The 24,586-nt window shown below is 46.8% G+C and carries 18 protein-coding genes; all 18 read left to right on the forward strand.

Annotation, left to right across the window (positions count from 1 at the left end; genetic code table 11):
* Nucleotides 1–45 precede the first annotated feature (45 nt).
* The 18 genes from ACYVB1_RS12720 (at nt 46) to ACYVB1_RS12805 (ending at nt 24,259) form a co-directional block, all read left to right on the forward strand.
* Nucleotides 46–1,140: a glycosyltransferase gene (locus tag ACYVB1_RS12720; RefSeq protein WP_460924063.1), complete on the forward strand. Its 1,095-nt coding sequence runs from the start codon at nt 46–48 to the stop codon at nt 1,138–1,140.
* A 28-nt stretch (nt 1,141–1,168) separates the two neighbouring features.
* Nucleotides 1,169–2,014, forward strand: coding sequence for a glycosyltransferase family 2 protein (locus tag ACYVB1_RS12725; RefSeq protein WP_460924065.1), 846 nt, complete (start codon nt 1,169–1,171; stop codon nt 2,012–2,014).
* Entirely contained in the window at nt 1,968–3,125 is a 1,158-nt protein-coding gene (locus ACYVB1_RS12730) for a glycosyltransferase (protein ID WP_460924067.1), read from the forward strand. The genes ACYVB1_RS12725 and ACYVB1_RS12730 overlap by 47 nt, the downstream gene beginning before the upstream one ends.
* The gene (locus tag ACYVB1_RS12735) at nt 3,076–4,074 is read left to right on the forward strand and encodes a GNAT family N-acetyltransferase (RefSeq protein WP_460924069.1); all 999 of its coding nucleotides are present in this window, start codon (nt 3,076–3,078) and stop codon (nt 4,072–4,074) included. Before ACYVB1_RS12730 ends, ACYVB1_RS12735 begins: the two co-directional genes overlap by 50 nt.
* A gap of 6 nt (nt 4,075–4,080) precedes the next feature.
* Nucleotides 4,081–5,928 (forward strand): asparagine synthase (glutamine-hydrolyzing), encoded by a 1,848-nt coding sequence (gene asnB, locus ACYVB1_RS12740; protein ID WP_460924071.1) that lies wholly within the window; start codon nt 4,081–4,083, stop codon nt 5,926–5,928.
* Nucleotides 5,929–6,133: 205 nt separating this feature from the next.
* Entirely contained in the window at nt 6,134–7,246 is a 1,113-nt protein-coding gene (locus ACYVB1_RS12745; RefSeq protein ID WP_460924073.1) for a hypothetical protein, read from the forward strand.
* Nucleotides 7,239–8,228, forward strand: a complete 990-nt coding sequence (locus ACYVB1_RS12750) for a polysaccharide deacetylase family protein (protein ID WP_460924074.1) — start codon at nt 7,239–7,241, stop codon at nt 8,226–8,228. Before ACYVB1_RS12745 ends, ACYVB1_RS12750 begins: the two co-directional genes overlap by 8 nt.
* Entirely contained in the window at nt 8,228–9,418 is a 1,191-nt protein-coding gene (locus ACYVB1_RS12755; protein ID WP_460924076.1) for a glycosyltransferase family 4 protein, read from the forward strand. The genes ACYVB1_RS12750 and ACYVB1_RS12755 overlap by 1 nt, the downstream gene beginning before the upstream one ends.
* Complete coding sequence (locus tag ACYVB1_RS12760) at nt 9,381–10,022, forward strand: sugar transferase (RefSeq protein WP_460924078.1); 642 nt, start codon at nt 9,381–9,383, stop codon at nt 10,020–10,022. Before ACYVB1_RS12755 ends, ACYVB1_RS12760 begins: the two co-directional genes overlap by 38 nt.
* Nucleotides 10,019–11,056 (forward strand): ATP-grasp domain-containing protein, encoded by a 1,038-nt coding sequence (locus tag ACYVB1_RS12765; protein WP_460924080.1) that lies wholly within the window; start codon nt 10,019–10,021, stop codon nt 11,054–11,056. Before ACYVB1_RS12760 ends, ACYVB1_RS12765 begins: the two co-directional genes overlap by 4 nt.
* Before the next feature lie 4 nt (nt 11,057–11,060).
* Nucleotides 11,061–11,954 carry an NAD-dependent epimerase/dehydratase family protein gene (locus ACYVB1_RS12770; RefSeq protein WP_460924082.1) on the forward strand — a complete coding sequence of 298 codons (894 nt, stop codon included), beginning with the start codon at nt 11,061–11,063 and terminating at the stop codon, nt 11,952–11,954.
* A 16-nt stretch (nt 11,955–11,970) separates the two neighbouring features.
* A complete protein-coding gene (locus ACYVB1_RS12775) occupies nt 11,971–12,618 on the forward strand; it encodes a metallophosphoesterase family protein (RefSeq protein WP_460924084.1) in 648 nt (215 codons plus the stop codon).
* A gap of 258 nt (nt 12,619–12,876) precedes the next feature.
* Nucleotides 12,877–14,415 carry an MBL fold metallo-hydrolase gene (locus ACYVB1_RS12780; protein ID WP_460924086.1) on the forward strand — a complete coding sequence of 513 codons (1,539 nt, stop codon included), beginning with the start codon at nt 12,877–12,879 and terminating at the stop codon, nt 14,413–14,415.
* Nucleotides 14,416–14,512: 97 nt separating this feature from the next.
* A complete protein-coding gene (locus ACYVB1_RS12785) occupies nt 14,513–15,664 on the forward strand; it encodes a DegT/DnrJ/EryC1/StrS family aminotransferase (protein ID WP_460924088.1) in 1,152 nt (383 codons plus the stop codon).
* An 847-nt stretch (nt 15,665–16,511) separates the two neighbouring features.
* Nucleotides 16,512–18,443, forward strand: coding sequence for a polysaccharide biosynthesis protein (locus tag ACYVB1_RS12790; RefSeq protein WP_460924090.1), 1,932 nt, complete (start codon nt 16,512–16,514; stop codon nt 18,441–18,443).
* Nucleotides 18,444–18,828: 385 nt separating this feature from the next.
* Nucleotides 18,829–20,010, forward strand: a complete 1,182-nt coding sequence (locus ACYVB1_RS12795) for a Pycsar system effector family protein (protein ID WP_460924092.1) — start codon at nt 18,829–18,831, stop codon at nt 20,008–20,010.
* A 300-nt stretch (nt 20,011–20,310) separates the two neighbouring features.
* Nucleotides 20,311–22,578: a tetratricopeptide repeat protein gene (locus tag ACYVB1_RS12800; protein WP_460924094.1), complete on the forward strand. Its 2,268-nt coding sequence runs from the start codon at nt 20,311–20,313 to the stop codon at nt 22,576–22,578.
* Nucleotides 22,579–22,897: 319 nt separating this feature from the next.
* Nucleotides 22,898–24,259: a hypothetical protein gene (locus ACYVB1_RS12805; RefSeq protein WP_460924096.1), complete on the forward strand. Its 1,362-nt coding sequence runs from the start codon at nt 22,898–22,900 to the stop codon at nt 24,257–24,259.
* Nucleotides 24,260–24,586: the final 327 nt, after the last annotated feature.

Raw genomic sequence — 24,586 nt, forward strand, 5'->3', positions numbered from 1 at the left:
TCCGGTAAGTTCTAATTGAAACTAAGGGTTGAATCAACCATCTTAATGAAAATACTTCAGTTAATTCATAAACCACAACTTCGGGGAGCGGAGATTTTTGCGGCACAGCTGTCTGACAATCTGGAGCTGCAGGGGCATTCTTCTAAATTGCTGGCTATTTATGAAAGTAACGATGCTACAAAGTACAATCGCAGTTACCTCACTATTAACGCCAACTCTGCCGCCAGCCTTTGGGACATGAGAGGTTGGAAAGCACTGGCGGCTAAAATAGCAGAAGAAAAGCCTGATGTGGTACAGGCAAATGCCGGCGATACGTTGAAGTATGCCGTATTTTCAAAGCTGTTCTTCCGCTGGCATCAGCCACTTGTTTTCCGGAACGCCAGCACGTTGAGCTCGTATCTTAAAAAGCCTGTCCAGAAAGCTTACACCGGCTTTCTGTTCAGGCATACCGATGCGGTGGCTTCTGTCAGTGAATATTCAAGGCAGGATTTAGTCCGGCTTTTCCCGTCCCTTTCCAACAGAGTAAAAGTTATTCCGATAGGCTTAGAGAAGAAACGTGCCGTCAGCAGCCCTTTTCCCGCGGGCCCTCCTGAGCAGCTGAACCTGGTGCATGTAGGCGGCTTTTCTTATGAAAAAAACCACCGGGGACTTCTCCGTATTTTCAAAGCCGCCCTGTCGCTCTTGCCACATGCACACCTCTGGTTGGTAGGAGACGGACCGTTGCGGGCAGAAACAGAAGCACTGGCAGCGGAGATGGACCTGGAGGATCGGGTGCATTTTACCGGCTTTGTGCAGAACCCGCTGGATTATATAGCGCATGGACAGGCACTCTTACTGCCCAGCATTATCGAAGGACTGCCGGGTGTCATCCTGGAGGCCATGCACTACAAGACTCCTGTAGTAGCATACAAAGTAGGGGGGGTAGGAGAAGTTGTGAGCACAGGAAAAACAGGCTGGTTACTCGAAGCAGGCGATGAAAAAGCCTTCGCAGAGGCCATCAAAGAGGTTGTGAGCAACAGCGAAAAAACAGCTGACATTGTTCTGAATGCGTATCAGCAAGTAAACAAGCATTACATGAACGAAGAGATAGCACATTCCTTCCTTAATCTATACCAGGGCCTGTTAAAGAGAAAAAAATAACTAAAAAGAAACAGCTATCGTCTACCGTATGAAGCCAAAAGTTGGAGTTGTTATACTTACCTGCAATCGCTTAAAGCTCCTGAAAATTACCATTTGCAAAGTGCTGGCTCAAAGCCACAAGCAGATTGAAGTCTTAGTAGTAGATAACAATTCAATGGATGGCACCCGGGAGTACCTGGATACAGTGCCCGAGGTAAAAAAGCTTTACCTGGAGGAAAACCTGGGGCCGGCGGGTGGTTTCTATGAGGGCGTTAAGTACTTCGCTGAAGAGTCCGATGTGGAGTTTGTGTGGCTGATGGACGATGACTTTTTCCCCTTCAAGGACTGCCTCGAAATCCTGGTTAACGCTTCTGACGAAAGAACCGTCGTTTTTCCTTATATCCGGGAGAAGGACTTTGCCTCCCGAAGAATGCCCGGCTGGTGGGGCGTGCTGGTGCCTATGCCGGTAATAAAGCACGTGGGGTATCCGAGGGCAGACTTTTTCTTCTGGTCTGAGGACACCGAGTACCTGCAGGAAAGAATCAGAGACAGGTATAAATATCCCTGTAAATGGATTCCGGCAGCCAAAGGAGTGCATTTCACACAAAGAGTTACCAATTACCGGCAGCCCTGGCGCTATTATTACGAGGTCCGGAACATGCTGTACATGCGCCTGTATGTAAAGGAAAAAACAGCACTAAGGGCTTATAAGCTGGTCAGGAGCTGGGTAAAGCTTTTCGGAGCCATTATCATGAAAGAAGATAACAAACTTGAGAAGATGGAATGGTTCCTGCGCGGAACCGTTCATGGCATATCCAAAAAAATAGGTAAAACCATTGACCCTCATCATGTCGGAAAAGGTAAAAATTCTACACATTATCAAGTCACTCGGTAGAGGCGGGGCAGAAATGCTGTTGCCCGAAACCCTGAAGTACCATGATCAGGATCAGTTCGAGTTTCATTACATCTATTTTCTTCCCTGGAAAGACCAGGTGGTAAAGCCCATCGAACGCAATGGAGGGAAAGTAACCTGCCTGCCGGCGAAGAACAACATCGGGATTTCGTTGAAAGTACCGGAGCTTGTTAGCTATATCCGTCGCCATAACATTAAACTGGTGCATTGCCACCTGGCCTGGGCGGGAATAGCCGGAAGAGTGGCCGCGAAATTGGCAGGCGTTCCGGTAGTTTACACCGAGCACAACAATTTCTCGAGCTATCATATCCTTACCAAGCTCATGAGCAGGTTAACCCTGCCGCTGAGCGATCTGACCATCGCCGTATCCGCAGATGCCGAGGAGGCATCTAAAAAGGTAGTGCCGGAAGATAAATTGTGCCTGGTTTTAAATGGGGTGGATACCGTTGCCTTTCAGCGTGGCGCCAGTGCAGCAGACCTGCGCCAGCGCCTGGGCATTCCTAAAGATCATGTTGTTGTAGCCACGGTGGCCGTTTTCCGTAAGCAGAAAAGGCTCGACCTTTTTGTGAAAGTAGCCAGCGGCATTGCAGCCCGGCATGAGAAAGTGAGCTTTGTGCTGATAGGTGACGGACCTGAAAGAGCGGAAGTAGAGGCGCAGGCAAAGCAGGCAGGCCTGCAGGACAGAATTTTTTTTGAAGGCTTACAGCATAACGTAAAGCCTTATTTTGACATGACGGATATCTACCTCATGACCTCTGATTATGAGGGTTTGCCGATTGCCCTGCTGGAAGCTATGAGCATGGCCTGTGCACCGGTAGCGACCAGTGTGGGCGGTATTCCGGAGGTAGTGGAAGATGGTGTTTCGGGCTTGTTAAGCCCTGCCGGAGACGTGGCCTCACTGCAGGAGCAGGTAGAGGCGCTGATACAGGACAAGGAAAGAAGACTTGAAATAGCTTCCAATGCCCGCAAGCGGATTGAGCAACACTTTAGTATGAGGAAAATGGTACAGGAACTGGAGGATGTCTATCACCAATTTTTAACACATGGAGCATACAGCAAAGCAAAGAATAGAGTATACAGTAAGAGCAGCTGATGAAAGCGACTTGCCTGCCATCATCGAGCTTTTTGAGCTGTCTTTAGGTGCCGCACATGGGGCTCCGACAGAGAGCTTCTGGCGATGGAAACACATCGACAATCCTTTCGGTGTATCGCCTGTGCTGCTGGCCTTTGATGGTGACAAACTTATCGGGTTGCGGGCCTTTATGCGCTGGCAGTGGAAATATCAGGGTACAGTCTTGCCTGCCTTCCGGGCAGTAGACACCGGCACACACCCGGACTACAGGGGGAAAGGCATTTTCTCCAGGCTGACCAAGCAGCTGATAGCAGATTTAAAAGAAACGGACCCTGCCTCTTTTATCTATAACACGCCAAACGACAAGTCAAAACCAGGCTATCTGAAAATGGGATGGCAGGTGCTCGGAAAACCTAATCTGGTAGGAAGCGTAGCTTTTAGCTATTCAGGAAAAGCGAAAGAACGCTTTTGGGCGTATCACCGTGATTTACAAAGCCTGGATTTCAGTAGCTTGAATAACTATCAGGTAGATTTAAATCCTGACCTGATTCATGTCAATCATTCGGTAGATTACTACAAGTGGCGCTACCAGTCTATCCCGGAGTTACCCTATGGTTCTTTTGTATATGAAAGCAAGGGACAGGCTATTCTGCTTTTCTTTCATTTAAAGCCGAGAAAGTACTTTTACGAGTTAAGAATCTGTGATGCTCTGTGGCTAAACGGTGAGCCAAACCGGCAGCAACTCATGAAAGCCAGCCATAAACTAGCCGGTCGCTTAGGTACTCCTTTCATCAGCCTGATGCTAAAAGGACCGATCAGTCGTTGGGAAAGAGTAAGGTTCAGGATGTTCTCCCTGCAGAAGTTTGCTCCGGTGGTAACCGTGCGTGAAGTGAACGACAGCGAACTGATAGCACTGGCAGGCAATATAAATAACTGGTCTTTCACCATGGGGGACCTGGAACTGTTCTAATTAACTATGTGCGGAATATTTGGAAATGTTGGTCGCCTGAAAGAAAGCGACATGCGAATAGCAGAAGAAATGCTGTGCCATCGGGGGCCGGACGGGCAGGTGTATAAAACCTATGCGCCGAATGTGCACCTGTTTCATGCCAGGCTCAGTATCGTTGACATAGCAGGTGGTACCCAACCCATGGGTACAGACGATGCAGCCATCATTTTCAATGGTGAGATTTACAACCACCTGGATCTGCGCAAGCAGTTTGGGTTGAATGGAAATACGCATTCCGACACCGAAACAATCTTGCTGCTATACCAGCGACTGGGCCTGGACATGCTGCAACACCTGGAAGGTATGTTTGCCATCGCACTATATGATAAGCGTAAGAGCAAATTGTTCCTCATCCGCGACCGGGCCGGCAAAAAGCCCCTCTACTTTTCAAAAACAGACGAAAGTATCTACTTCGGCAGTGAGCAAAATGTACTACAGAAGGTGCTGCGGCCATCCATCAGGTTATCTGCTATCGCCACTTATCTGCACACAGGCATGGTGTATGGTAAAGATACTCCCTTCGAAGGAGTATACGAGTTGCGCCCCGGCCACTTACTCGAAATAGATGTGCGAAGTGGTGCCATTTCAGAGCAAAGACAATGGTGGTCTATTGTTCCTTTTTATGAGAAAACACTAGACATCAGTGAAGAAGAGGCACTGACTGAGCTGGATAAAAGATTAAAGCTGGCAGTGCGAAAGCGTATCGAAAGTAGTGATCTGGAAGTAGGCTGTTTTTTGAGCGGGGGTATTGACAGTGGCATAGTAACAGCAATGGCAACAGAAGTCAAGCCAGGCTTACGCACCTTTACCGTCAAATTCAGTGACAAGTATGATGAGTCTCCCATTGCCAGAAAAGTGGCAGACCACTTAGGTACCAATCACCAGGAACTGAGTGTGTCTTACGACCATCTTTTGCAGGACTTCGAGAAAATCGTAAATGCCTACGGAGAGCCTTTTGTAGATGACTCCCAGATTCCTTCCTACTATGTAGCCAAAGAAGCCCGGAAGCATCTTACGGTTATCGTGAATGGAGATGGCGGAGATGAACTTTTGGGCGGCTACAGGCGCTATGTGCCTTACGCAAACGCCTTGCTCCGTAGCAAAGGTGTAAAGGCATTATCGAAGGTTGTGGCCCCCATGCTGCCGTCTCCGACAGATAAAATGAGCCTTTACAATTATGGCTATCGTTTGGCCAAGCTCAACAGCCTGGAGAGTTACGAGCAGTACCTGAGTGCCAGTTCAGACCTGCTGCTGGATAGATCTGTGTTCAAGGTTAGTCCTGATACTGCTTTAGAGGAAACGATCAACACGATTTACGGCAGAGACATTTCTGATCTGCGAAAGATCATGCTGTCTGACTTCGAGACTATACTGCCTTATATCCTGCTGAAGAAAATCGATATAAGCTCGATGCAGAGTTCACTTGAAGGAAGGTCGCCTTTCCTCTCCAGGGACATTCTGGAGTTTGCTCCTTCCTTACCGGATAAGCTGAAAGTAAAAGGGAGAACAACAAAATATATCCTGCGCAAATTAGCCTCCAGGTACCTGCCGGCTGGCAACGAAAAGCTTCCGAAAAGAGGATTTGAGGTGCCTATTATTGGCATGGTAGACGAAACACTGCAACCCATAATTAAGGATTACCTGTATAGTAGTAACTGCCTCTACAAAGATGTGCTGGACACTTCCTTCGTAGAAAAGTTAATCAACGACAGGGTAGCGATGTCTAAAGACAAGCGGGCCAAAATATTGTTTGGCCTCCTGACTATGGAAATATGGTACCGGAACCAGAAAGAGGTAGCGCTTCCTGCCGTTTAGGATTGAAAAAGCGGTTGCCGTTTTTCACGTTTATTAAGATTCACTTTAGCCGAAGCAGGATGAGGCAGGACGATTCAACATCAAAATACATCATTATTATTAATAAATGGTAGGGGCGATAATCCTTTTACTAACATTAGCTGTTGTCAATCAGCCAATTTTAAGATACTTCAAATCGAAGTTTCCCTTCGTTTCTATCAACCTGATGAATGGCTTATATGCTTACCATGTCTTATTTTGGTTAGTATACTACCTCTATCAGCTTTCTAACCCATCTGATTCCAAGGGCTACTACGAAAACACGATCACAAGATTTGAAACCTGGTTTTCTGCGTTCGGTACTGATACTAAATTCATCAATTTCGTTGGCTATCCTTTCGCGAAAACACTAGGCTTTTCTTATGAGTCAATGATGGCTTTATTCGCCTGGTTTGGCTTTCTTGGCTTTGTCTTCTTCTATATCTTTTTCAGGGAGAATATAAAGACAAACATAAAAGTCTTCCGGATTGAGTATATCACACTGATCCTTTTCCTGCCCAATATGCATTTCTGGACAGTTGCTTTCAGTAAAGGATCGCTGATATTCCTGGGGATTGGCATGTTCGCTTATGCAATGGTGCGTCCTCAGAAAAGGCTGATTGCTTTATTTCTAGGATCTTTTATCGTCTACCAAATCAGGCCGCACGTGTTTATCTTCTTAGCAGCAGGTGCTGTAGTGGGGTATTTCACGGGCAAAGACCGTGTGCCGATGTATCAGAAGCTACTGGTCTACGTCGCTTTTCTGGGAGGCATTATTATGTTTTTTGATGAGGTGCTGGCAATGGCAAACATCAACCTGGATGAGGGAGGATTCATCGAGGAGTTCAGTGAATTCGCAACAGAGCGTGCTACTTCGCTCAGCAGGTCCGGCTCGGGAGTAGATCTCACTTCTTATCCCTTGCCTCTGAAACTGTTTACCTTCTGGTTCCGGCCCCTCTTTGTAGATGCCCCGAGTCCTATAGGCATTTTTGTGTCTTTTGAGAACCTGCTCTACATCCTGCTTATGCTGAAGTTGTTCAATAATGGTTTTATCAAATACCTGAAAAACTCTACGTCTCTAGTGAAAATGAGTGCCACCATCTTCGTGACGTCTTCAATAGCCCTTGCCTTCGTGATGTCCAACCTGGGTATTGCCATGAGGCAGAAGAGCCAGGTAATGTATTTCCTTTTCTTTGTAATAGGTTCTTACCTGGATTATAAACGGCGAATTTGGCTGAAGAAGCGGGCAAGGAAAAAAGAAATAATGGAGGCGAAAGCAAACGCAGTGACACATGCTTAAAGACATACCTGTATTTACAATTTCTTTAGACTTTGAATTATACTGGGGCATTTTTGACAGAGTGCCGCTGGAGAAAAAGGTTCAGTACTTTGAAAACACACGCCAGGTAATACCTGAAATGCTTTCGCGTTTTGAGCGGGAGCAGGTGCAGGTAACTTGGGCTACCGTCGGGATGCTGTTTGCAGAGGACTGGGGCGATTGGACTGCCTTCAAGCCCGAAGTAGCCCCGACATACGAGAACCAACTGCTGTCTTCCTACAGGCTAAAGGACCTCTACGCTGGAAAGCCCGGGCTGAACTCCTGCTTCTTTGCATCTGACCTTGTTAACCAGATACAGAATACGCCGTATCAGGAGATGGCTACCCATACCTTCTCCCACTATTACTGCCGGGAGGCAGGCCAGACGGTTGAGCAGTTCAGAAGCGACCTGCAGGCTGCCAAAGCCATTGCCGCCAGGAAAGGCATCGACCTGCATTCGATGGTATTCCCAAGAAATCAGCTCAACGACAGTTACCTGCAGGTATGTGCAGCGGAGGGAATTAAAACAGTCCGCTCGAATCCGGTGGATTGGTTTTGGGATATGGATGTGAAGGAAAGGTTGGTTAAAAGAATTTTCCGCTCAGCGGATGCTTATGTACCCATCGGTGCTAAAACATCTTATAAACTGTCTTCTCTGGAATTAAAAGAAGGCTTGCCGCTTGCCATACCAGCCAGCAGGCTGTTGCGGCCGGTACATCCAAAGTATAAATTCTTAAACCGCCTGCGCCTGAAGCGAATACTCGGAGAGATGACGGCTGCGGCAAAATCAAATGAGTGTTACCATCTGTGGTGGCATCCGCACAATTTCGGTGACAGCCCCCGGCAAAGCCTGCAAGACCTGGTGGTTATTCTTAATCATTTTAAAATTCTAAAACAGAAATATGGTATGGTGAGTAAAAGCATGCTGGGTATCTACGACCATATCAAAAACAATAACGCATAATGGCAGTATTATTTCGTGTAACAACAGTTCCTATTTCCCTGAAGAACCTCATCGTAGGGCAATTACCCTTCATGAGGTCGCATGGTTTCGAACCGATCATGATATCGGCAGACGGCCCGGAAAGAGACGTGGTTATAAGAGAGCAGCAGTGCCAGCATATCATACTTGATTTAACCAGAAAAATAACCCCTCTCCGGGACCTGAAAGCCTTGTGGCAGTTTTATAAACTGTGCAGGAAGTATAAGCCTACCATTGTGCATTCGCATACGCCTAAAGCCGGCATCATTGCCATGCTCGGGGCTAAACTGGCTGGGGTGCCAATCCGGTTGCATACGGTAGCAGGTTTGTACCTGATAGAGACAAGCGGTCTGAGACGGAAACTCCTGGAGTTAGTAGAAATACTCACCTATGCCTGTGCTACGGAAGTATATCCAAATTCAAAAAACCTGAGAAACATCCTTCTGAACACCCTCTATAATAGCCCGTCTAAGCTGAAAGTGATTGGCAATGGGAGCAGCAACGGCATTGATACCCGGTTTTTCAGTAGAAGTAGTGTGGATGAAGTTCAACTACAGCAATTAAAAGAGCAACTGAACATAGGCAAGGATGATTTTGTGTTTGTGTTCGTTGGCCGCCTGGTGAAAGATAAAGGAATACAGGAGCTATTAGAGGTTTTTGCTAAACTAAATAAACTGCACCCCTCTTGTAAGCTTTTATTAGTGGGGCCGCTGGAGCAGGATTTAGATCCAATTTCAGATGAGACACTAAAGGAAATTGAAAGTAATCCGGCTATCTTGTCGGTCGGCTATCAGCATGATGTCCGGAATTACCTGGCTATCAGCCATGCCCTTGCCTTCCCATCTTATCGCGAAGGATTCCCCAACGTGCCGATGCAGGCAGCATGTTTCGGCCTTCCCTGCATTGTGACGGATATTAATGGCTGCAATGAGATTATAATAGATGGTGAAAATGGCTTGATCATTCCGCCGAAAGCCACAGCGGAGTTATATGATGCCATGGAGAAATTACTGACAGATCAGACCTTATATGCATACCTAAGCCAGAATGCACGTAGGTTGATAGTGGAACGTTACGAACAGACGCATTTCTGGGGTCTGCTTCTGAACGAATACCAGGAAAAATTATCAGAACATGAAGTTGTACCCGCAGTACATCAAGCCCTTACTTGATTTTATCATAGCCCTCACGGCATTCATTATATTACTGCCAGTTATCCTGCTAGTAGTCTTATTTCTTCTGATTGCGAACAAGGGAGATGCTTTCTTTGTGCAACCAAGGCCAGGCAAAGGAGGGAGAGTCTTTCACATCATTAAGTTCAAGACGATGAACGATAAGAAGGACAAGCAGGGAAATTTATTGCCTGATGCACAAAGACTGACCCCGGTAGGAAGCTTTGTACGGAAGACGTCTCTCGATGAGCTGCCGCAACTGCTCAACGTCATTAAAGGAGACATGAGCCTGGTTGGGCCACGACCACTGCTTGTGGATTACTTGCCCTGGTACGACGAACGGCAACAGCGAAGGCATGATGTAAAGCCTGGTATTACGGGCTGGACACAGGTGAACGGGCGCAATGCGCTCAGCTGGGGCCAGAAGTTTGAACATGACGTCTGGTACGTAGAGAATATCTCCTTTGCCCTGGATATGAAGATCCTGTTTATGACTGTTGGTAAAGTCCTCAAATCCGAAGGCATCTCGGCAGAAGGCCATGTTACGATGCCTACTTTTATCGAATACGTTCGACAAAAAAACAGAACAGATACGACTATATGAAAAAAATACTTGTTACAGGAGCTGGTTCCTTACTGGGCCAGGGAATCCTGCGCTGCCTGAATTTTTCCAGCAATGACTATTACATTATCACGGCCGACCCAGATTTCAGGGCACAGGGACATAGCCTAGGCAACAAGGCCTACACCAGCCGCATGGCAAATGACCCCAAATTTTTAAGCTCATTAGAAAATATCATTCAAAAGGAGGAGGTTGATGCGCTGTTTGTAGGCATCGATCAGGAGCTGCCGCTTATTTCCGAGAACAAGCGCCGCCTCGAGGAGCAGTATGGGGTAAAGGTAGTTGTTTCGCCGCCCAAGGTCATTGCCATTTCCAACGACAAATGGCTGACGGCCGAGTTCCTGCGGGAGAACGGATTTCCCTATCCGCAGTCGGCTCTCACCACCGACAAGGAAGGTATTGAAAAACTTCGCCAGAACTGTTCTTATCCGTTTATAGCCAAACCAGTGGATGGAGCCCGATCGATGGGCATAAAGATCATTAAGGGTGATGAGGACCTGCAGTACGTTTGCTCTTACCCTAATAATCTGGTGGTGCAGGAAATGCTCAGTGAAGAGGAGGGTGAGTTTACGGCAGGCACCATGGTAGTGGATGGAAAGTGCAGGGCTATTGTTTCGCTGAAGCGCGACCTGAAGGATGGCAATACCTACCGGGCCTACCGGGAGGGAGACAATCCCTATGATACCACCATCAGCAGCATAGCCGAGCGCTTGGGTGTAGAAGGTCCTGCCAATTTTCAGTACCGGATAAAGGATGGAAAACCGGTGGTATTCGAAATAAACGGCCGCTTTAGCGGTACCACGCCGATACGCTTCATGTTTGGGTTTAATGAAGTAGAGGCCCTGCTCAACCATCTTTTCGGTGTGGAAGAAATGAAGCAGCCCCAGCTTCGGGACGGTGCCGTTTTCAGAACTTGGTCCGACATTTTTGTGGAGAACGAGCAGCTAAAAGAGTTAAAGGAGGAGGGCGTACTGGAAGGTTATCGCAGCCAGTACTATCCATTTTTAAACAAATAGAGGCATGAAATACTTGGTTACCGGTGCCGGTGGATTTTTAGGAAGCACCCTGGTAAAGCAGCTACGGGAGGCAGGGGAGGAGGTATATGCCGTCAGGCGCAAGGCGGGTGAAGGGGAACTGGTTTTGGACATCACCCGGGCAGACGATTTTGTAAAGCTGGATATACAGCCGGATATTATCATCAACTGCGCCTCTGCACTACCTGCTGGCGGTAAAAGCTTTAGTGACCCTGATTACCTGAGACAGCTCTTTGAGACGAACGTCATCGGCAGTGCTAACCTCATGAATTGGGCAGTATCCCGCAAAATTCCCAAATTGATAAACTGTTCCACCCTGGTGGTGGTGCATAAACCCTGGCCCGTTCCTTTGAAGGAGGATGAAAATACCTACCCCACAGGTGGCCATGTAGGCTACAGCGCTTCTAAACTCTCGCAGGAACTGGTGATGAGTTCCATTGCCGAGGCAGGAGATGTAGACTTGCTGCATGTGCGTATTTCAGCGCTCTACGGCCCCGGCATGAAGGAGGGTGGAGTCTTAACAAAACTGCTGAAGCAGGCTGCTGCAAAGGAAAGGATCAGCCTGACGAATGGCAATAACGTCAGTTTCGATTTTCTGCATGTAGAAGATGCCGCAAAAATCCTTTACCACCTCTCTAAGATGGAAGCATGGCCCCAGCGTATTCTGAACCTTGCATCAGGCGAAGAAATAGGCCTACTGGAACTGGCCGAGACGCTGTGCGAACTGATGGGTAATCCGAAAGAAAACATTGAAAATATAGACCAGCCGGGCGTGGCTTCCAGAGCAAAAATAGAAATCAGCCTGCTGGAAAAATTCCTGGAGGGAAGCGAAATCAGCACCCGGCCTTTTTCAGAAAAAGTAAAAAGCATGCTGGTGTGAAAATAGCAGGACAAACATGAGGGTATTGATTTTTGGCGATGTGCATGGCAACCTACCGGCACTTGAAAAAATGCTGGCAGCGGCCGGTACGGTAGATAAACTAATCTGTCATGGTGATGTGGTAAACTACGGCCCCTGGAGCAATGAATGCGTACAGCTGCTGCAGAGCCTCGGCTGTAGCTGCTTGATGGGCAACCATGAAGGATATTTTCTGGAAGGAAATTACCCGGGTGAGCACCCGGTTGCCAGGGCCTTTTTTGACTACTGCTATCCACAGTTTACCCAGCAGGAAATTATCTCAACTTATGGAAGTTGTTTGCAGCTGGGCGATTACCAGGTGCAGCATACGGTAAACAATAAATACATCTATCCGGATACAGACATCAGTGAACTGGATCTGAAAGAGAACTATATTATTGGGCACTCCCACCACCAGTTTTCTGCCGAGTCGGCCTCTGGTAAAAAGCTCATCAATACGGGTAGCGTGGGGCAGAACAGGAAATTTATCAATGTGATTAACTACGTCATCTACGATACTGAAACTGCGGCTGTAGAACTCAAGGATCTTATATACAATGTGGATGTGGTCATAGATAAGATGAAAAGGGAGGGTTATCCGCCTGTATGTGTAGATTACTACGCAAACAAAGAAGTTATTTCATAACCTAAATGCAGGTTTAAGCGTCTGTCAATATATTCATTCTTGAATATTTTTTCCTGCAGGCTTTCCGTGAAGGCTCCCTGAAAGCCATTTGGCTTAAGTAAGAGCTACTTTACCGTACTTCATGTTGCTGTTTCGGCTACACAACGACAGGGGTTAGGAGTCGTGTGCAGAACGTCTAACTAATTAGGGAAGGCAACCGTATCGGAAAACAGGCAATTCTAACTCTTTATACTATAATTTACCCTTATAGAACCAACCATGAAAATTACTGCAACAGGACATGCTGGCTTAAAAGTGCAAACAGAAGATGCTACTCTTCTAATAGATCCCTGGTTATCACCAGAAGGCAACTTCCAGTCCTCCTGGTTCCAGTTTCCTGACAACTCCCATTTGCTGGCGGACGAGGACATGTATAAGCCTACTGCCATCATTATTTCACATGAGCACTTGGATCATTGCGATCCCTGGTTTTTGTCTAAAGTTGATCCGGAGATTCCGGTTATTGTGCCCAAGTATCCATCCCCGGTTCTGAAGCAAAAAATATGGCAGGGAGGTAAGAGGCCTGTGATTGAGGTGCCCGAGTGGGAAACGTGTGAGATCACTCCTGGCACAAAGGTGTTTTTCGTATCTGAACCGCCTATGAACCACGATTCTGCCATCATCATCCAGTCTGGTGGACAAACGCTTCTGAACATGAATGATGCGCGCCTGTTCCCGATGCAGTTAAGAGATATTAAGCAAAAAGTAGGGGGGACTATTCACACCTTTGCATTCCAGGGAGCTGGTGCCTCCTGGTTTCCCATTCTGTACGATTTCCCGGAGGAGCAAATGCAAAAGCTTCGAAAGCAGAAAAGAGCTGCAAAACTGTCCTACTGCCATAAGAGCATGAAAATTGTTGAGCCAATCATCGGCCTTCCCTTTGCCGGACCGCCCTGCTTTTTAGATCCCGCCTTATTCGAGTATAACGGGGAAATGGAAGACGGTATATTCCCGGACCAGCAGCAGGTAGCCGATTACTTAGCTAAAAAGAAGATAAACAACATCGAAGTGCTGTTGCCTGGAGACACCTGGGATTCAGGTGAAGAACAGAAAGTGCAGGATTCGCATTGGGAGAACTTCAGTTTTGATTCCCGTTGGGATTACCTGAAAAAATATCAGGAAAGACGACAGGAGCAAATACAGCAGGTTTATGACCGGCATCCTTTTCCGGAAGAGTCCCTTTGGGAGCCTTTCAAGGCTTACATGGAAGAGTTGCTGACTTTAAGCCTTTATTTTAACGAGCGCATCAACATGCGGGTAGGGTTTGAAATACAAGGCCCGGGCGGAGGGGACTGGCATGTCGATTTCAGAGAGGGAAAAGAAGGCGTTGGAAAGGGAGTGGAAGACTGTGGCTACATTTACACCTTTGAGTCCCGCTGGCTGCCTCCAATTCTGGCAAAACAAGTGCCGTGGGAGGATTTCTTCCTGTCGTTGCGCTTCAGTGCCAGGAGAAATCCTGACCGCTACAATGACCACCTGCTCGGCCTGCTGAAATTTGCAGACAAAGAAGCCCTCGATGAAGTAACGAAGTTTGAGACGACTCCTTTATCCGATGAAAGAATCACCATCCACTCAGATGGTAAAACCTATTCTGTGTCAAGATACTGCCCTCATGCTGGTAATGATTTTCTAACTTCAGGTGAGGTATTGCCGGGTGGCATTTTCAGATGCCTGGCCCACCACTATGACTTCGACCTGGAAACCGGCGAGTGCATTACAAGTACCTGCGACAAACTTAAGGTAGAACGGATAGCGTAGCATAGCAGCCATATGCCTACTATGGCTTATGAAGCCTGGTAAAAGCCATTGCGCTTTTAATGTAATGACATTTACTAGGCACTAAATGTAAGATTATATGAATTCAAAGATTTGGCTTTCGTCCCCACATATGGGAGAAAGCGAATTTAAGTATGTAAAAGAGGCTTTTGATACGAACTGGATTGCACCGCTCGGTCCGCATGTGAATGGGTTTGAACAGGACATTGCCTCTTATTTAGGAGGGGGCGTACATGTGGCCGCTCTAAGTGCGGGTACAGCTGCCCTGCACCTGGCTCTTGTTATTTTGGGCGTGCAGGCCGGGGATGAGGTAATCTGTCAGTCTATGACCTTCTCAGCTTCCGCCAACCCTATTAAGTATCAGGGAGCTACGCCAGTGTTTGTGGACAGCGAGGAGCAGACCTGGAACATGTCGCCCAGGTATTTAGAAGCTGCTATCTTAGACAGAATAGAGGAAACAGGTAAAAAGCCGAAAGCCATTATCGTGGTGCACCTGTACGGCATGCCTGCCCAGATGGACCGCATAATGGAAATTGCGAACCGTTATGAGATTCCGGTTGTGGAAGATGCCGCGGAGGCTTTGGGTTCTTCCTACAAAGGGCAACGCTTGGGTTCCTTTGGCGCTATGAGCATTCTGTCGTTCAACGGAAATAAGATTATCACTACCTCTGGCGGAGGGGCTCTGGTGTCTCAAAATGAGGAGTGGATAAGAAAAGCGCGTTTTCTGGCCACGCAGGCACGTGACGCTGCGCCTCACTATCAGCACTCCCACATTGGCTACAACTACAGAATGAGTAATGTCTGTGCTGCCATTGGCCGCGGGCAAATGGAGGTACTGCCGGCTCGTGTAGAGAAAAGGCGGCAGAACTGTGCGTTTTATAAACAGGCACTCGCAGGTTATCCTTCCATTCGTTTTTTAGAGGAGCCGGATGAGGACTTTTATTCCAACAGGTGGCTGACGACTGTGGTGGTGGATAATAGTGCACCAGAAAGTGTTACCAGGGAAGACATCAGGTTAGGGCTGGAAAAAGAAAATATAGAGTCGCGCCCGCTCTGGAAGCCAATGCACCTGCAACCTGTTTTTGAAAATACTCCCTTTTATGGCGATGGTACCAGCGAGAGGCTTTTTAATAAAGGACTTTGCCTGCCCTCTGGCTCAAACCTGACTGATGAAGAACTCCAGCGAATTGTGCAGCAAATCCAGCAGATTATGCAGGTTACAGCCAGTTAGGAGGTGTTTACATACGCTGGAAAGTGATGAGGGATAATAATGGGGAGCAAGAGGCTATATTTTTCCTGCTCTAAAGCTTCTCTTTGTTGCGGGTATGTTAACAAAAGCATTTTTTAAGCGTTTCCGGAATTAAGATAAATTAACATAAATGCTTCTGATGTATGTAATTAATCTGGCTGATTATAGGATATTTCAGGGTTGTTGATTCGTGGTCAAGGGTGCTTGCTTCTGCTTTGCAAGGCATCGGAAAGTATATCTGGAAACTTTACCAGTCCGGCTGCTGCATACAACCTTACCCAAACCATCCCCTCTGTTATAACATAGCAACCTGAACAAGTGTTTTAATGTTCTGCTACGACGGGGCTTTCAGAACAGGAAACCAAAGCTTTGGCTTGGAAATAAGTCAAAACAATCATACTGGAAGCGCTTTCATGATCAGGCATATTGTTTCGCTGCATCTTCAGGACAGTTCAACTACTACTTTCATGGCGCCCTTTCAGGTAGATTCCTGCCCTCTATCTTCAGCTTTGTGTTTGGTGCTAACGCTTCATTTTCTCATACACAGATAGGTAAAATGTGTCCTGATTATGATTAAACAAATATTCGGTGAAATGTCTATAACCATTTGTTTTTCTCCCCGTTCTAATTACCACGGCTATAGAAGCTGAAAAACTCGATATTTATAAAGTTATATAAAGTCATCCTACTTTATTTGATTAATGTTTAAAATTGCATTTATATAAGTTTGTTTTTTCTTTAGAGACTCTTTATGTTTAAAAACCATATTAAGTCTTATGTGATGGATTTATACTGTCAAGTAGTGGTGTAAAATGTGTGACATGGTATTATGAAGATTTTACTCAACAGATTCCTTCCGAAATGGATAGTATTGATGATTGACCAGCTGATAATGAGCTGGTCTTTTGCCTTGTCTTTTTTCGTTGTAAGGCAGTTTGAATTCTCAGAAATTCTGAGAGGTCATTTTTTAGTTTACATAGGCCTGTTCTGTATAGCCTCTCTGGTTACGTTCTATACAATGCGTGTGCATACCGGCCTTATAAGGTACTCCAGTATACATGATATTTACCGTATTTTCTCTGCTGTGCTTATATGCAGCGTAGCGTATGGCGCATTTGTAGGGCTTTGGCTTGAACCTGTGCACAACATTGATACGGTTAACATTTACCTGGTCCTGCTACTGAACTTCTTTATTGCTTCTACTCTGCTGATAATGGTAAGAATAGGAGCAAAGGCGCTGTTTATGTACATCAGGAGTGGCACAGCCGGCAGCAAAGAGCGGGTGCTTATTTATGGCGCAGACGGTTACTCCATTCTGTTAAAGCAGGCACTGGAAGCCAGTGATTCTGGCCACTTTTCCATTGCCGGTTTCGTGGATGATGATCCGAACAAGATTGACAAGGACATTCATCAGAAAAGGGTGTATCATGTAAACGATATAGAAAGCCTGCAACGCAAACTTAAAATAGACAAGCTGTTTGTTTTCAATGAGGACCTGAAGTCGGAGTTCCGGAAAAAGTCCATTGAAAAGTGTGTGGAACTGGGCATAAAAGTTCTCACCGTGCCACCAACCGAGCAGTGGATGTCGGGCAACCTGAGCATGAAGCAAATCAAAGATCTTAAAATTGAGGATTTGCTACAGCGCCCGCCAATTGTGATAGAGAATAAGCAGGTAGCAAGCGACTTGGCTGGCAAACGCGTCCTCATAACCGGAGGTGCCGGCTCTATTGGTTCTGAAATTGTGAGGCAGGTGTTAAGTTACAATCCTGAGTTGGTGGTGGTGTGCGACCAGGCAGAATCACCACTCCATGAGTTGCAGCTTGAGGTAAAAGAGCAGTTCCCGGATGCAAACCTGGCCGTCTGTATCTGCGATGTCACCAACTTCAACCGCATGTATTCTCTCTTTAAGGATTACACGCCAGAGATAGTATACCATGCGGCAGCATACAAGCACGTGCCGATGATGGAGAATAACCCATGTGAGGCGGTGCTAACAAATGTGTTAGGTACTAAGAACCTGGCTGACCTATCGCTTACTTTTGATGTAGAGAAGTTTGTGATGATATCGACAGACAAGGCGGTGAATCCTACTAACATCATGGGTACTTCCAAGCGTATTGCCGAAATTTACATACAGTCACTGAATAGCATTAGCGGCAGCAAGATAGATGGCAACAAGCCCGGCACCCGTTCAGAGCCACAGACCAAGTTTATTACAACCCGATTTGGTAATGTGTTGGGTTCCAACGGATCTGTTATTCCGCGTTTCCGTGCTCAGATTGAGAAAGGTGGCCCGGTTACAGTGACGCACCCGGAGATTACCCGTTATTTTATGACCATACCTGAGGCTGTGCAGTTGGTACTGGAAGCAGGCACAATGGGCAAGGGAGGCGAAATATTTATTTTCGATATGGGTGAGCCTGTTAAAATAGTAGACCTGGCTACCAAAATGATCAAACTGGCAGGGCTGGTGCCGAATGTGGACATTAAAATAGTCTTCACTGGTCTGCGGCCGGGTGAGAAGCTGTATGAAGAGCTGCTGAATGAAGAGGAAATGACAATCCCGACGCATCACTCAAAAATCAAAATATCTAAAGTAAGAGAATACGCTTACGATGATGTCGCCAATAACATAGAGGAACTACTGAAGCTGAATAAAAACAAAGAAGAGCTGAAAGTGGTGAAGAAGATGAAGCAGATAGTACCGGAATACATCAGCAACAACTCCAGATTTGAGCAACTGGATATGCAGGTGAATTAGGACTGATTCTTTATTCTTTCTTTGAACCTATCAAAGCCTAAGAACCGCTGCACCGGCGGATCTTAGGCTTTTTCTATTTAAACCCGCCTGTTTTATCCATCGTGTATAACAAATGCAGAGGAAAGGCTTTCAGTTGATTCATGCTACAGGCTCTCAAGCTTCTGATGTTGTTGTCTGCCATATCCTTTTTTTAACATAGTATCCCTTATGTTCGATTTTTTCAGTTGGTTTTATGATTGTGAATAAAATAATTTTAGTTTATATTTATTTAATGACTTGTTGCCTGCGTATAGGAGGATTAGTTACAGAAAATAACCTGCCATAACAGGTTATTGGCATTAGAGGCAAAAGCAACATATCATCGGGAGGTTTAAATTGTTAAGGGATGGAAATAGTTGATAGTAATATCCTGGAAAGAACGCATTCATATGTAGCGCATCAGTTACCGACGGCTGGTGAGGTTAATGGTTTCGACTTAAAGCACACGAAAGAATTGGTGGCCGTGGCAGAAGAAATTGGCAGATCCTGCTCGCTGCAGGAGGAGGAGATGGAAATACTGCTGCTGGCTGCATGGCTTCACGACCTGAGTTATGCCAAGCCGGGTGAACAGGCAGAGGGAGGTGCCTTTTTACCGGTAGCTGAATATTTAGAAAGCAGTGGCCTGTCTCAAGGCCAGGTAAAAAAGGTTAACCAGTGTATCGCCGCTACGCATTACCCCCAAAACCCACAGGACATGATACAGGAGGCGCTCTGCGATGCCGTAGCGTCTTTTTTGGCCGCACCCGATTTCCTGACGCAGGAGGAGAGACCGGTAAAAGGCAAATCGCGTAAGAAGCGGGATTTTTATGAATGGCTGAACACCCAAATCAGCCTGTTCAAGAAACATGCTTTCTTTACCAAATACGCCAAGAACGCCTTCTCAGATGGCAAAGAGAAAAACTTGAAGTTACTGAAAAAAAAGCTGAAGGAACTAAGCAAAGACAACGCTGAACTGGAGGCGGTTTGGGAGGAAAATAAAAAGCTAAAAAAAGACCTTGCAAAGGAAAAGGAGCAAAAAGTAAGTAAGGGAATAGAGACAATGTTCAGGACCACCATGGCCAGTCACCTGCAACTAAGTGTTATGGCCGATGGCAAAGCGAACCTCATGATTTCTATAAATGCCATTGTTGCTTCTATCCTGATTTCCACTTTTGTCAGGAAGTTTGAAGAGTTGCCCCACCTGATGATTCCGTCTATCATGCTAACACTGGTTTGTGTGTTAACCATTGTTTTTGCTGTACTGTCTACCCGACCGAACATCAAGAAAACAGAGGTGCCGGAAGATAAACGGGATCTGCTCTTTTTCGGTGATTTTGTACAGCTCAGTGCTGAGACATATAAAAATGGTATCCGTAACATCATGCGCGATCATGATCAGTTGTACAACAGCATGATCGACAACATCTATCTGCAGGGGAAGGTGCTGGCTAAGAAATACCGCCTGCTGAAAATAGCTTATACTATTTTTATGGTTGGTTTTGCCTTGGTTTTAGTCAGCTACGCCATAGCCTGGACATTCTTTGAGTAAGAGAAAATGTTCCGGGAAAGCAACAAAACCAGGTAAGGTGTAGTGAAGGCTTTTTCAGAAGGGCACCTGCACGAGAATAAAGTTAAGAAATGAATTAAGGCTCAGTTTACAACCAACAGGTAGGTAGCTCCACTCATGAAAAGAACGCTTCTCTTGCTTGCCTTCCATATATCAGTAGCATTCCCGTGCTATTCGCAGAGCCAGGTAGCTGACAGCCTGTATGCCCTGCTGAAAAAACATTCTCAAACTGATACTTTACGTGTACACTGGCTCAACGAACTTAGTGAACATACTGAACTAATGGCAGAGCGAAGTGATTCGCTTTCAGAACAGGCGCTGTTGCTTTCCCGGCGTTTAAATTTCCAGCCAGGTGTCATAACTGCTTTAGGCCTACAAAGCTCTGCACAGGCAAGAAAGGGTTATTTACAGCGGGCGCTGCAAACAGCAGAAGAAGCGTATGCGCTAGCAAAGCTGCACAGGAACCCCCATCTCATCGCCCAATCGCTCCGTCGGATGGCGTTGGTATATCGCTACCAAGGCAAACTGCAGGAGGCGCTGGCACTAAATAACCAGGCGCTTAAGCAGGCCCGGCAAACACAAAACAGGAAGTTGGTTAGCAAAGTGTTGATTGAGTTCGGCCTGGTCTACCGGTCGCAGGGCAATTATTCCAAAGCCATGCAATACCTCCGGTCGAGCCTGCAGGCCGCAGGAGCAGATCTAAGCCTGCAGGCAGATATCTTACGCACTATCGTTGACATTCATCGGACGGAAGGATCTTATACATCTGCTGCAGAAAATGCTTTAAAGGCGCTGCAGACAGCCAGGCAGGCAAAAGACCAGCACCGCATTACGCTGTCATCCGTGCAACTCAGCAACATTTACAATGCTTTAGAGGAGCCATCGCAGGCGCTCATCTATGGAGAGCAGGCCCTCAACGAGGCAGAGCGGTTCGGAGACAAAACAACAGTTGCCAGTGTGCTCAACAGTATTGGTAGTGCCTATGCCCTTATGAAACAGTACCCTGAGGCGATAGCATACTTCCAGCGGAGCCTGAAGATAGTACAGCAACTGAACAACAAACGCAGCATTATTGATCGGGAAGCCAACCTCGCTGATGTCTACGAACTCCAGGGCAACTATGACCTGGCAATGAAACATGCTTTTTTATCGTTGGCTGGTGCCACGGATTTAAAAGAGAAAGCAGGGGTAGCCAGGGTTCAGAATATACTGTCCAGGGCTTACCTGCACACAGGGCGCCTGGATAGTGCACGCTGGTTTGGCGAGCGCAGTTTAAAGCTGGCTCAGGAAATTGAGCATAAGTCTTATATTCAGGATGCTTATCATGTGCTTTCACGGGTGTACGCACTACAGAAAGATACTGCCAAAGCTTACCGATACCAGTTGCTTTATGCAGCTTATAACGATAGTGTTTCCAGTGTTCAGGCCGCAAGGCGCCTTGAACTTTTAAAGCACCAGGCAGATTTGGGGAAGAAACAGTCGGAAATAGATTTGCTTTTCAAAAGCAACCAACTGCAGAGCGAGGCTTCCCGGCGGCAGCAACAGCTGCTTTTGTCTCTTTTCGTTGGTTTGGTGTTAACACTTTTATTAGTAGCCATGCTGTGGCGGACAAACCGGCAAAAGCAAAGAAACAATGCTCAGCTCCTCAAGCTGAACAAGGAAATAGAACATCAGCGGGATAGTCTGGACGGGGCACTTACAAAGTTAAAGACGGCCCAGGAACAACTAGTTCAAAAAGAAAAGATGGCATCGCTGGGAGAACTGACGGCTGGTATTGCACACGAAATCCAGAACCCCCTGAACTTTGTCAACAACTTTTCAGAGGTAAGCGCTGAACTGCTGGAGGAGCTGAAGCAGGGGCCTATTCAGCGCTTACAGAACGGGGACAAAGCAGAAACGGATTTACTGCTGCAGGACCTGATGCAGAACCTGGAACGTATTCACCAGCACGGAAAGAGGGCAGACGCTATTGTAAAGAACATGCTACAGCACTCGCTCACAAGTAAAGGTGTAAAAGAGCCAGCTAACATCAATGCTTTGGCCGAGGAGTACCTGCGGCTGTCTTACCACGGGATGCGCTCTAAAGACAAGGCCTTCAACGCAGTGCTTCAGACAGACTTTGACAGCAGCCTTGGCAATGCCGAGGTTGTGCCTCAGGAGATAGGGCAGGTGCTGCTAAACGTATTTAATAATGCCTTTTATGCTGTGCGGCAAAAAAAGCAGCAGTTAAATGGGCTGTATCAGCCGGAGGTAAGCGTGAGCACGCAACAGGTGGATGGAGGAGTTGAGATTCGGGTGAAGGACAACGGGACCGGTATTCCTAAAAAAATGAAACATAAGATTTTCCAACCTTTCTTCACCACCAAGCCAAGCGGACAGGGAACAGGCCTTGGCCTGTCACTAAGCTATGATATCATCACCAAAGGCCACAACGGAGAAATACTGATGGATTCTCAAATTGGAGAATATACCGAATTCATCATCAGGCTGCCTGATTGTATTACGGTTCCATCAAGTGCAGAGAGCCTGACAGCACAGAAACAATTTTAAGCAGAAAGACCAAAGCTGGAACACCGTGGTTGCCGAAAGCTGCTTGACCAGAGGCACGGTATTGTAGCACCTGCACCCCTGGCAGCACGGGTCTTCAGCCAGTGTGGCCGGTTAAAATACTGGTCAAAAGCGCCCCGATCTGCCTTCAGACAACCACGGTCTGCGCATTTGCCATCCGACGTTTAAGTTTTTCTGTTTTTTGTTCATGAAGGTACCCAACGCCGCTGCCTCCGGTTTTGCCTTAAAACCTGCTAGTTGCTTGTCCGGCTACGCCTTTTAAGGTACTTTTGTGTATATATTTAATTCCTCCCTTCCTAGAATGAAGAAAATCCTGCTACACGTTCTGGCAGTCGCTGTTGGTTTTACTAAACCAGTACTTGCGCAACAGGACGTCAAACCAACCAACCCATCAGGTAAGCCAAAGACGGAGTTACGGTACGACCTGACAGAGGATGGTTCGAAATACATAAAAGCAACTTTCCTGAACCAGACATGGCTGCGCTGGACCGAAAATAACCCTGGCACCACCGTAAACGGTGCGCCACAGGAAAATACGGTGGATATAGGCCTTCGCCGCACCCGCCTGCAGCTGTTTGGCCAGCTAACAGACCACGTGTTCTTTTATACCCAATTCGGGATGAACAACTTTAATTACCTGTCGCAAAATGCGGGAAACAGAAAGTTGCAGGCGTTCTTCCATGATGCACTGGGGGAATATAAGGTGTTTAAGCACAATGACATGCTGAAGCTGGGCGCTGGCCTAACCATTACCGGTGGCCTTAGTCGTTTTTCCCACCCTAGCATTGGCACGATAATGACTACAGATGTGCCTGTATTTGCGCAGTCCACTGTAGAGCAGATAGACCAGTTCGCGCGAAATCTAAGTGTGTATGCCAGGGGGCAGATCGGCAAAATAGATTATCGGGTGGCGGTATCAGATCCTTTCCCGATACAAACAAACGGGCAACCTGCTCCTGCTTTAGGTGAAAATGCAGTTTTCACTACCTACGGCCATACCAAGCAGTACAAAGGCTTCTTTATGTACAACTTTCTGGAAAGGGAGCCGCATACTACTCCTTTTATGGCTGGCACTTACCTGGGCGACAAACGCATCCTGAACCTGGAAGGAGGCTTAATTTACCAGAAAGATGCCACCTGGCGAACGGGCAATAGCACAGAGCCAGTCTTCGATGATATGCTGTTGTGGTCCGTAGCTGCTTTTGCTGACATGCCGCTGCAGGACAATACCTATGCACTGTCAGCCTATGCCGGTTACTTTAACACAGACTATGGCCAGAATCATATCCGAAATAACGGCATTATGAACCCGGCCAACGGCAACACAAACCCTGCTAACTTTAGCGGGCCCGGCAATGCATATCCGATGTTCGGAACCGGTGAGACACTCTATACGCAGGCCGGTATCCGCTTGCCAAACGACCTTTTAGGAGACCAGGGCACGCTGCTGCCTTATGTTTCTTACCGCAGGTCTGCTTATGACAGGTTAGAGGATGCAGTGAATGTATATGATGCTGGAATAAACTGGCTCATTAACAAGCATATGTCAAAAGTGTCGCTGAACTACCAGCTAAGGCCTGTCTTTGAACAACAGGCAGATGGCAGGGTGGTGCGTGCCTCTAATGCCGGTTCTGCCTGGATACAGTATCAGGTGAATTTCTAGGCTAAGCACTTTCTCCTGTAAACAGCAAAGCCAGCGGTACCACCGCTGGCTTTGCTGTTTACAGGGGCTTGCTGTGGTTGTTGCCTGTTTTACCTTTGGCGGCAGCTGCTTAAGGTTATAATGTATGGTGGTATTCAAACAATTTTTGTAAAGTTTGATGATGAGGAAATAAGATTAAAATGGAATTTATTTTGTTACAACTTCCTTTTGCTGCTAAATGATGTTCCTGATGGCTTCATGCTCACGAAACAGCCTTTCTGTAGAAGAAAGTCATCATTTTCAGCTTTAGGGTTTTAAGGTCAGATAACGATAAAAGAATGGTTTCTA

The sequence above is a fragment of the Pontibacter brevis genome (assembly GCF_054779655.1).

Coding starts and splice junctions, on each gene's coding strand:
- ACYVB1_RS12720 (WP_460924063.1), top strand. CDS start 46: ATGAAAATACTTCAGTTAATTCATAAACCACAACTTCGGGGAGCGGAG.
- ACYVB1_RS12725 (WP_460924065.1), top strand. CDS start 1,169: ATGAAGCCAAAAGTTGGAGTTGTTATACTTACCTGCAATCGCTTAAAG.
- ACYVB1_RS12730 (WP_460924067.1), top strand. CDS start 1,968: ATGTCGGAAAAGGTAAAAATTCTACACATTATCAAGTCACTCGGTAGA.
- ACYVB1_RS12735 (WP_460924069.1), top strand. CDS start 3,076: ATGGAGCATACAGCAAAGCAAAGAATAGAGTATACAGTAAGAGCAGCT.
- asnB (WP_460924071.1), top strand. CDS start 4,081: ATGTGCGGAATATTTGGAAATGTTGGTCGCCTGAAAGAAAGCGACATG.
- ACYVB1_RS12745 (WP_460924073.1), top strand. CDS start 6,134: ATGAATGGCTTATATGCTTACCATGTCTTATTTTGGTTAGTATACTAC.
- ACYVB1_RS12750 (WP_460924074.1), top strand. CDS start 7,239: ATGCTTAAAGACATACCTGTATTTACAATTTCTTTAGACTTTGAATTA.
- ACYVB1_RS12755 (WP_460924076.1), top strand. CDS start 8,228: ATGGCAGTATTATTTCGTGTAACAACAGTTCCTATTTCCCTGAAGAAC.
- ACYVB1_RS12760 (WP_460924078.1), top strand. CDS start 9,381: ATGAAGTTGTACCCGCAGTACATCAAGCCCTTACTTGATTTTATCATA.
- ACYVB1_RS12765 (WP_460924080.1), top strand. CDS start 10,019: ATGAAAAAAATACTTGTTACAGGAGCTGGTTCCTTACTGGGCCAGGGA.
- ACYVB1_RS12770 (WP_460924082.1), top strand. CDS start 11,061: ATGAAATACTTGGTTACCGGTGCCGGTGGATTTTTAGGAAGCACCCTG.
- ACYVB1_RS12775 (WP_460924084.1), top strand. CDS start 11,971: ATGAGGGTATTGATTTTTGGCGATGTGCATGGCAACCTACCGGCACTT.
- ACYVB1_RS12780 (WP_460924086.1), top strand. CDS start 12,877: ATGAAAATTACTGCAACAGGACATGCTGGCTTAAAAGTGCAAACAGAA.
- ACYVB1_RS12785 (WP_460924088.1), top strand. CDS start 14,513: ATGAATTCAAAGATTTGGCTTTCGTCCCCACATATGGGAGAAAGCGAA.
- ACYVB1_RS12790 (WP_460924090.1), top strand. CDS start 16,512: ATGAAGATTTTACTCAACAGATTCCTTCCGAAATGGATAGTATTGATG.
- ACYVB1_RS12795 (WP_460924092.1), top strand. CDS start 18,829: ATGGAAATAGTTGATAGTAATATCCTGGAAAGAACGCATTCATATGTA.
- ACYVB1_RS12800 (WP_460924094.1), top strand. CDS start 20,311: ATGGCAGAGCGAAGTGATTCGCTTTCAGAACAGGCGCTGTTGCTTTCC.
- ACYVB1_RS12805 (WP_460924096.1), top strand. CDS start 22,898: ATGAAGAAAATCCTGCTACACGTTCTGGCAGTCGCTGTTGGTTTTACT.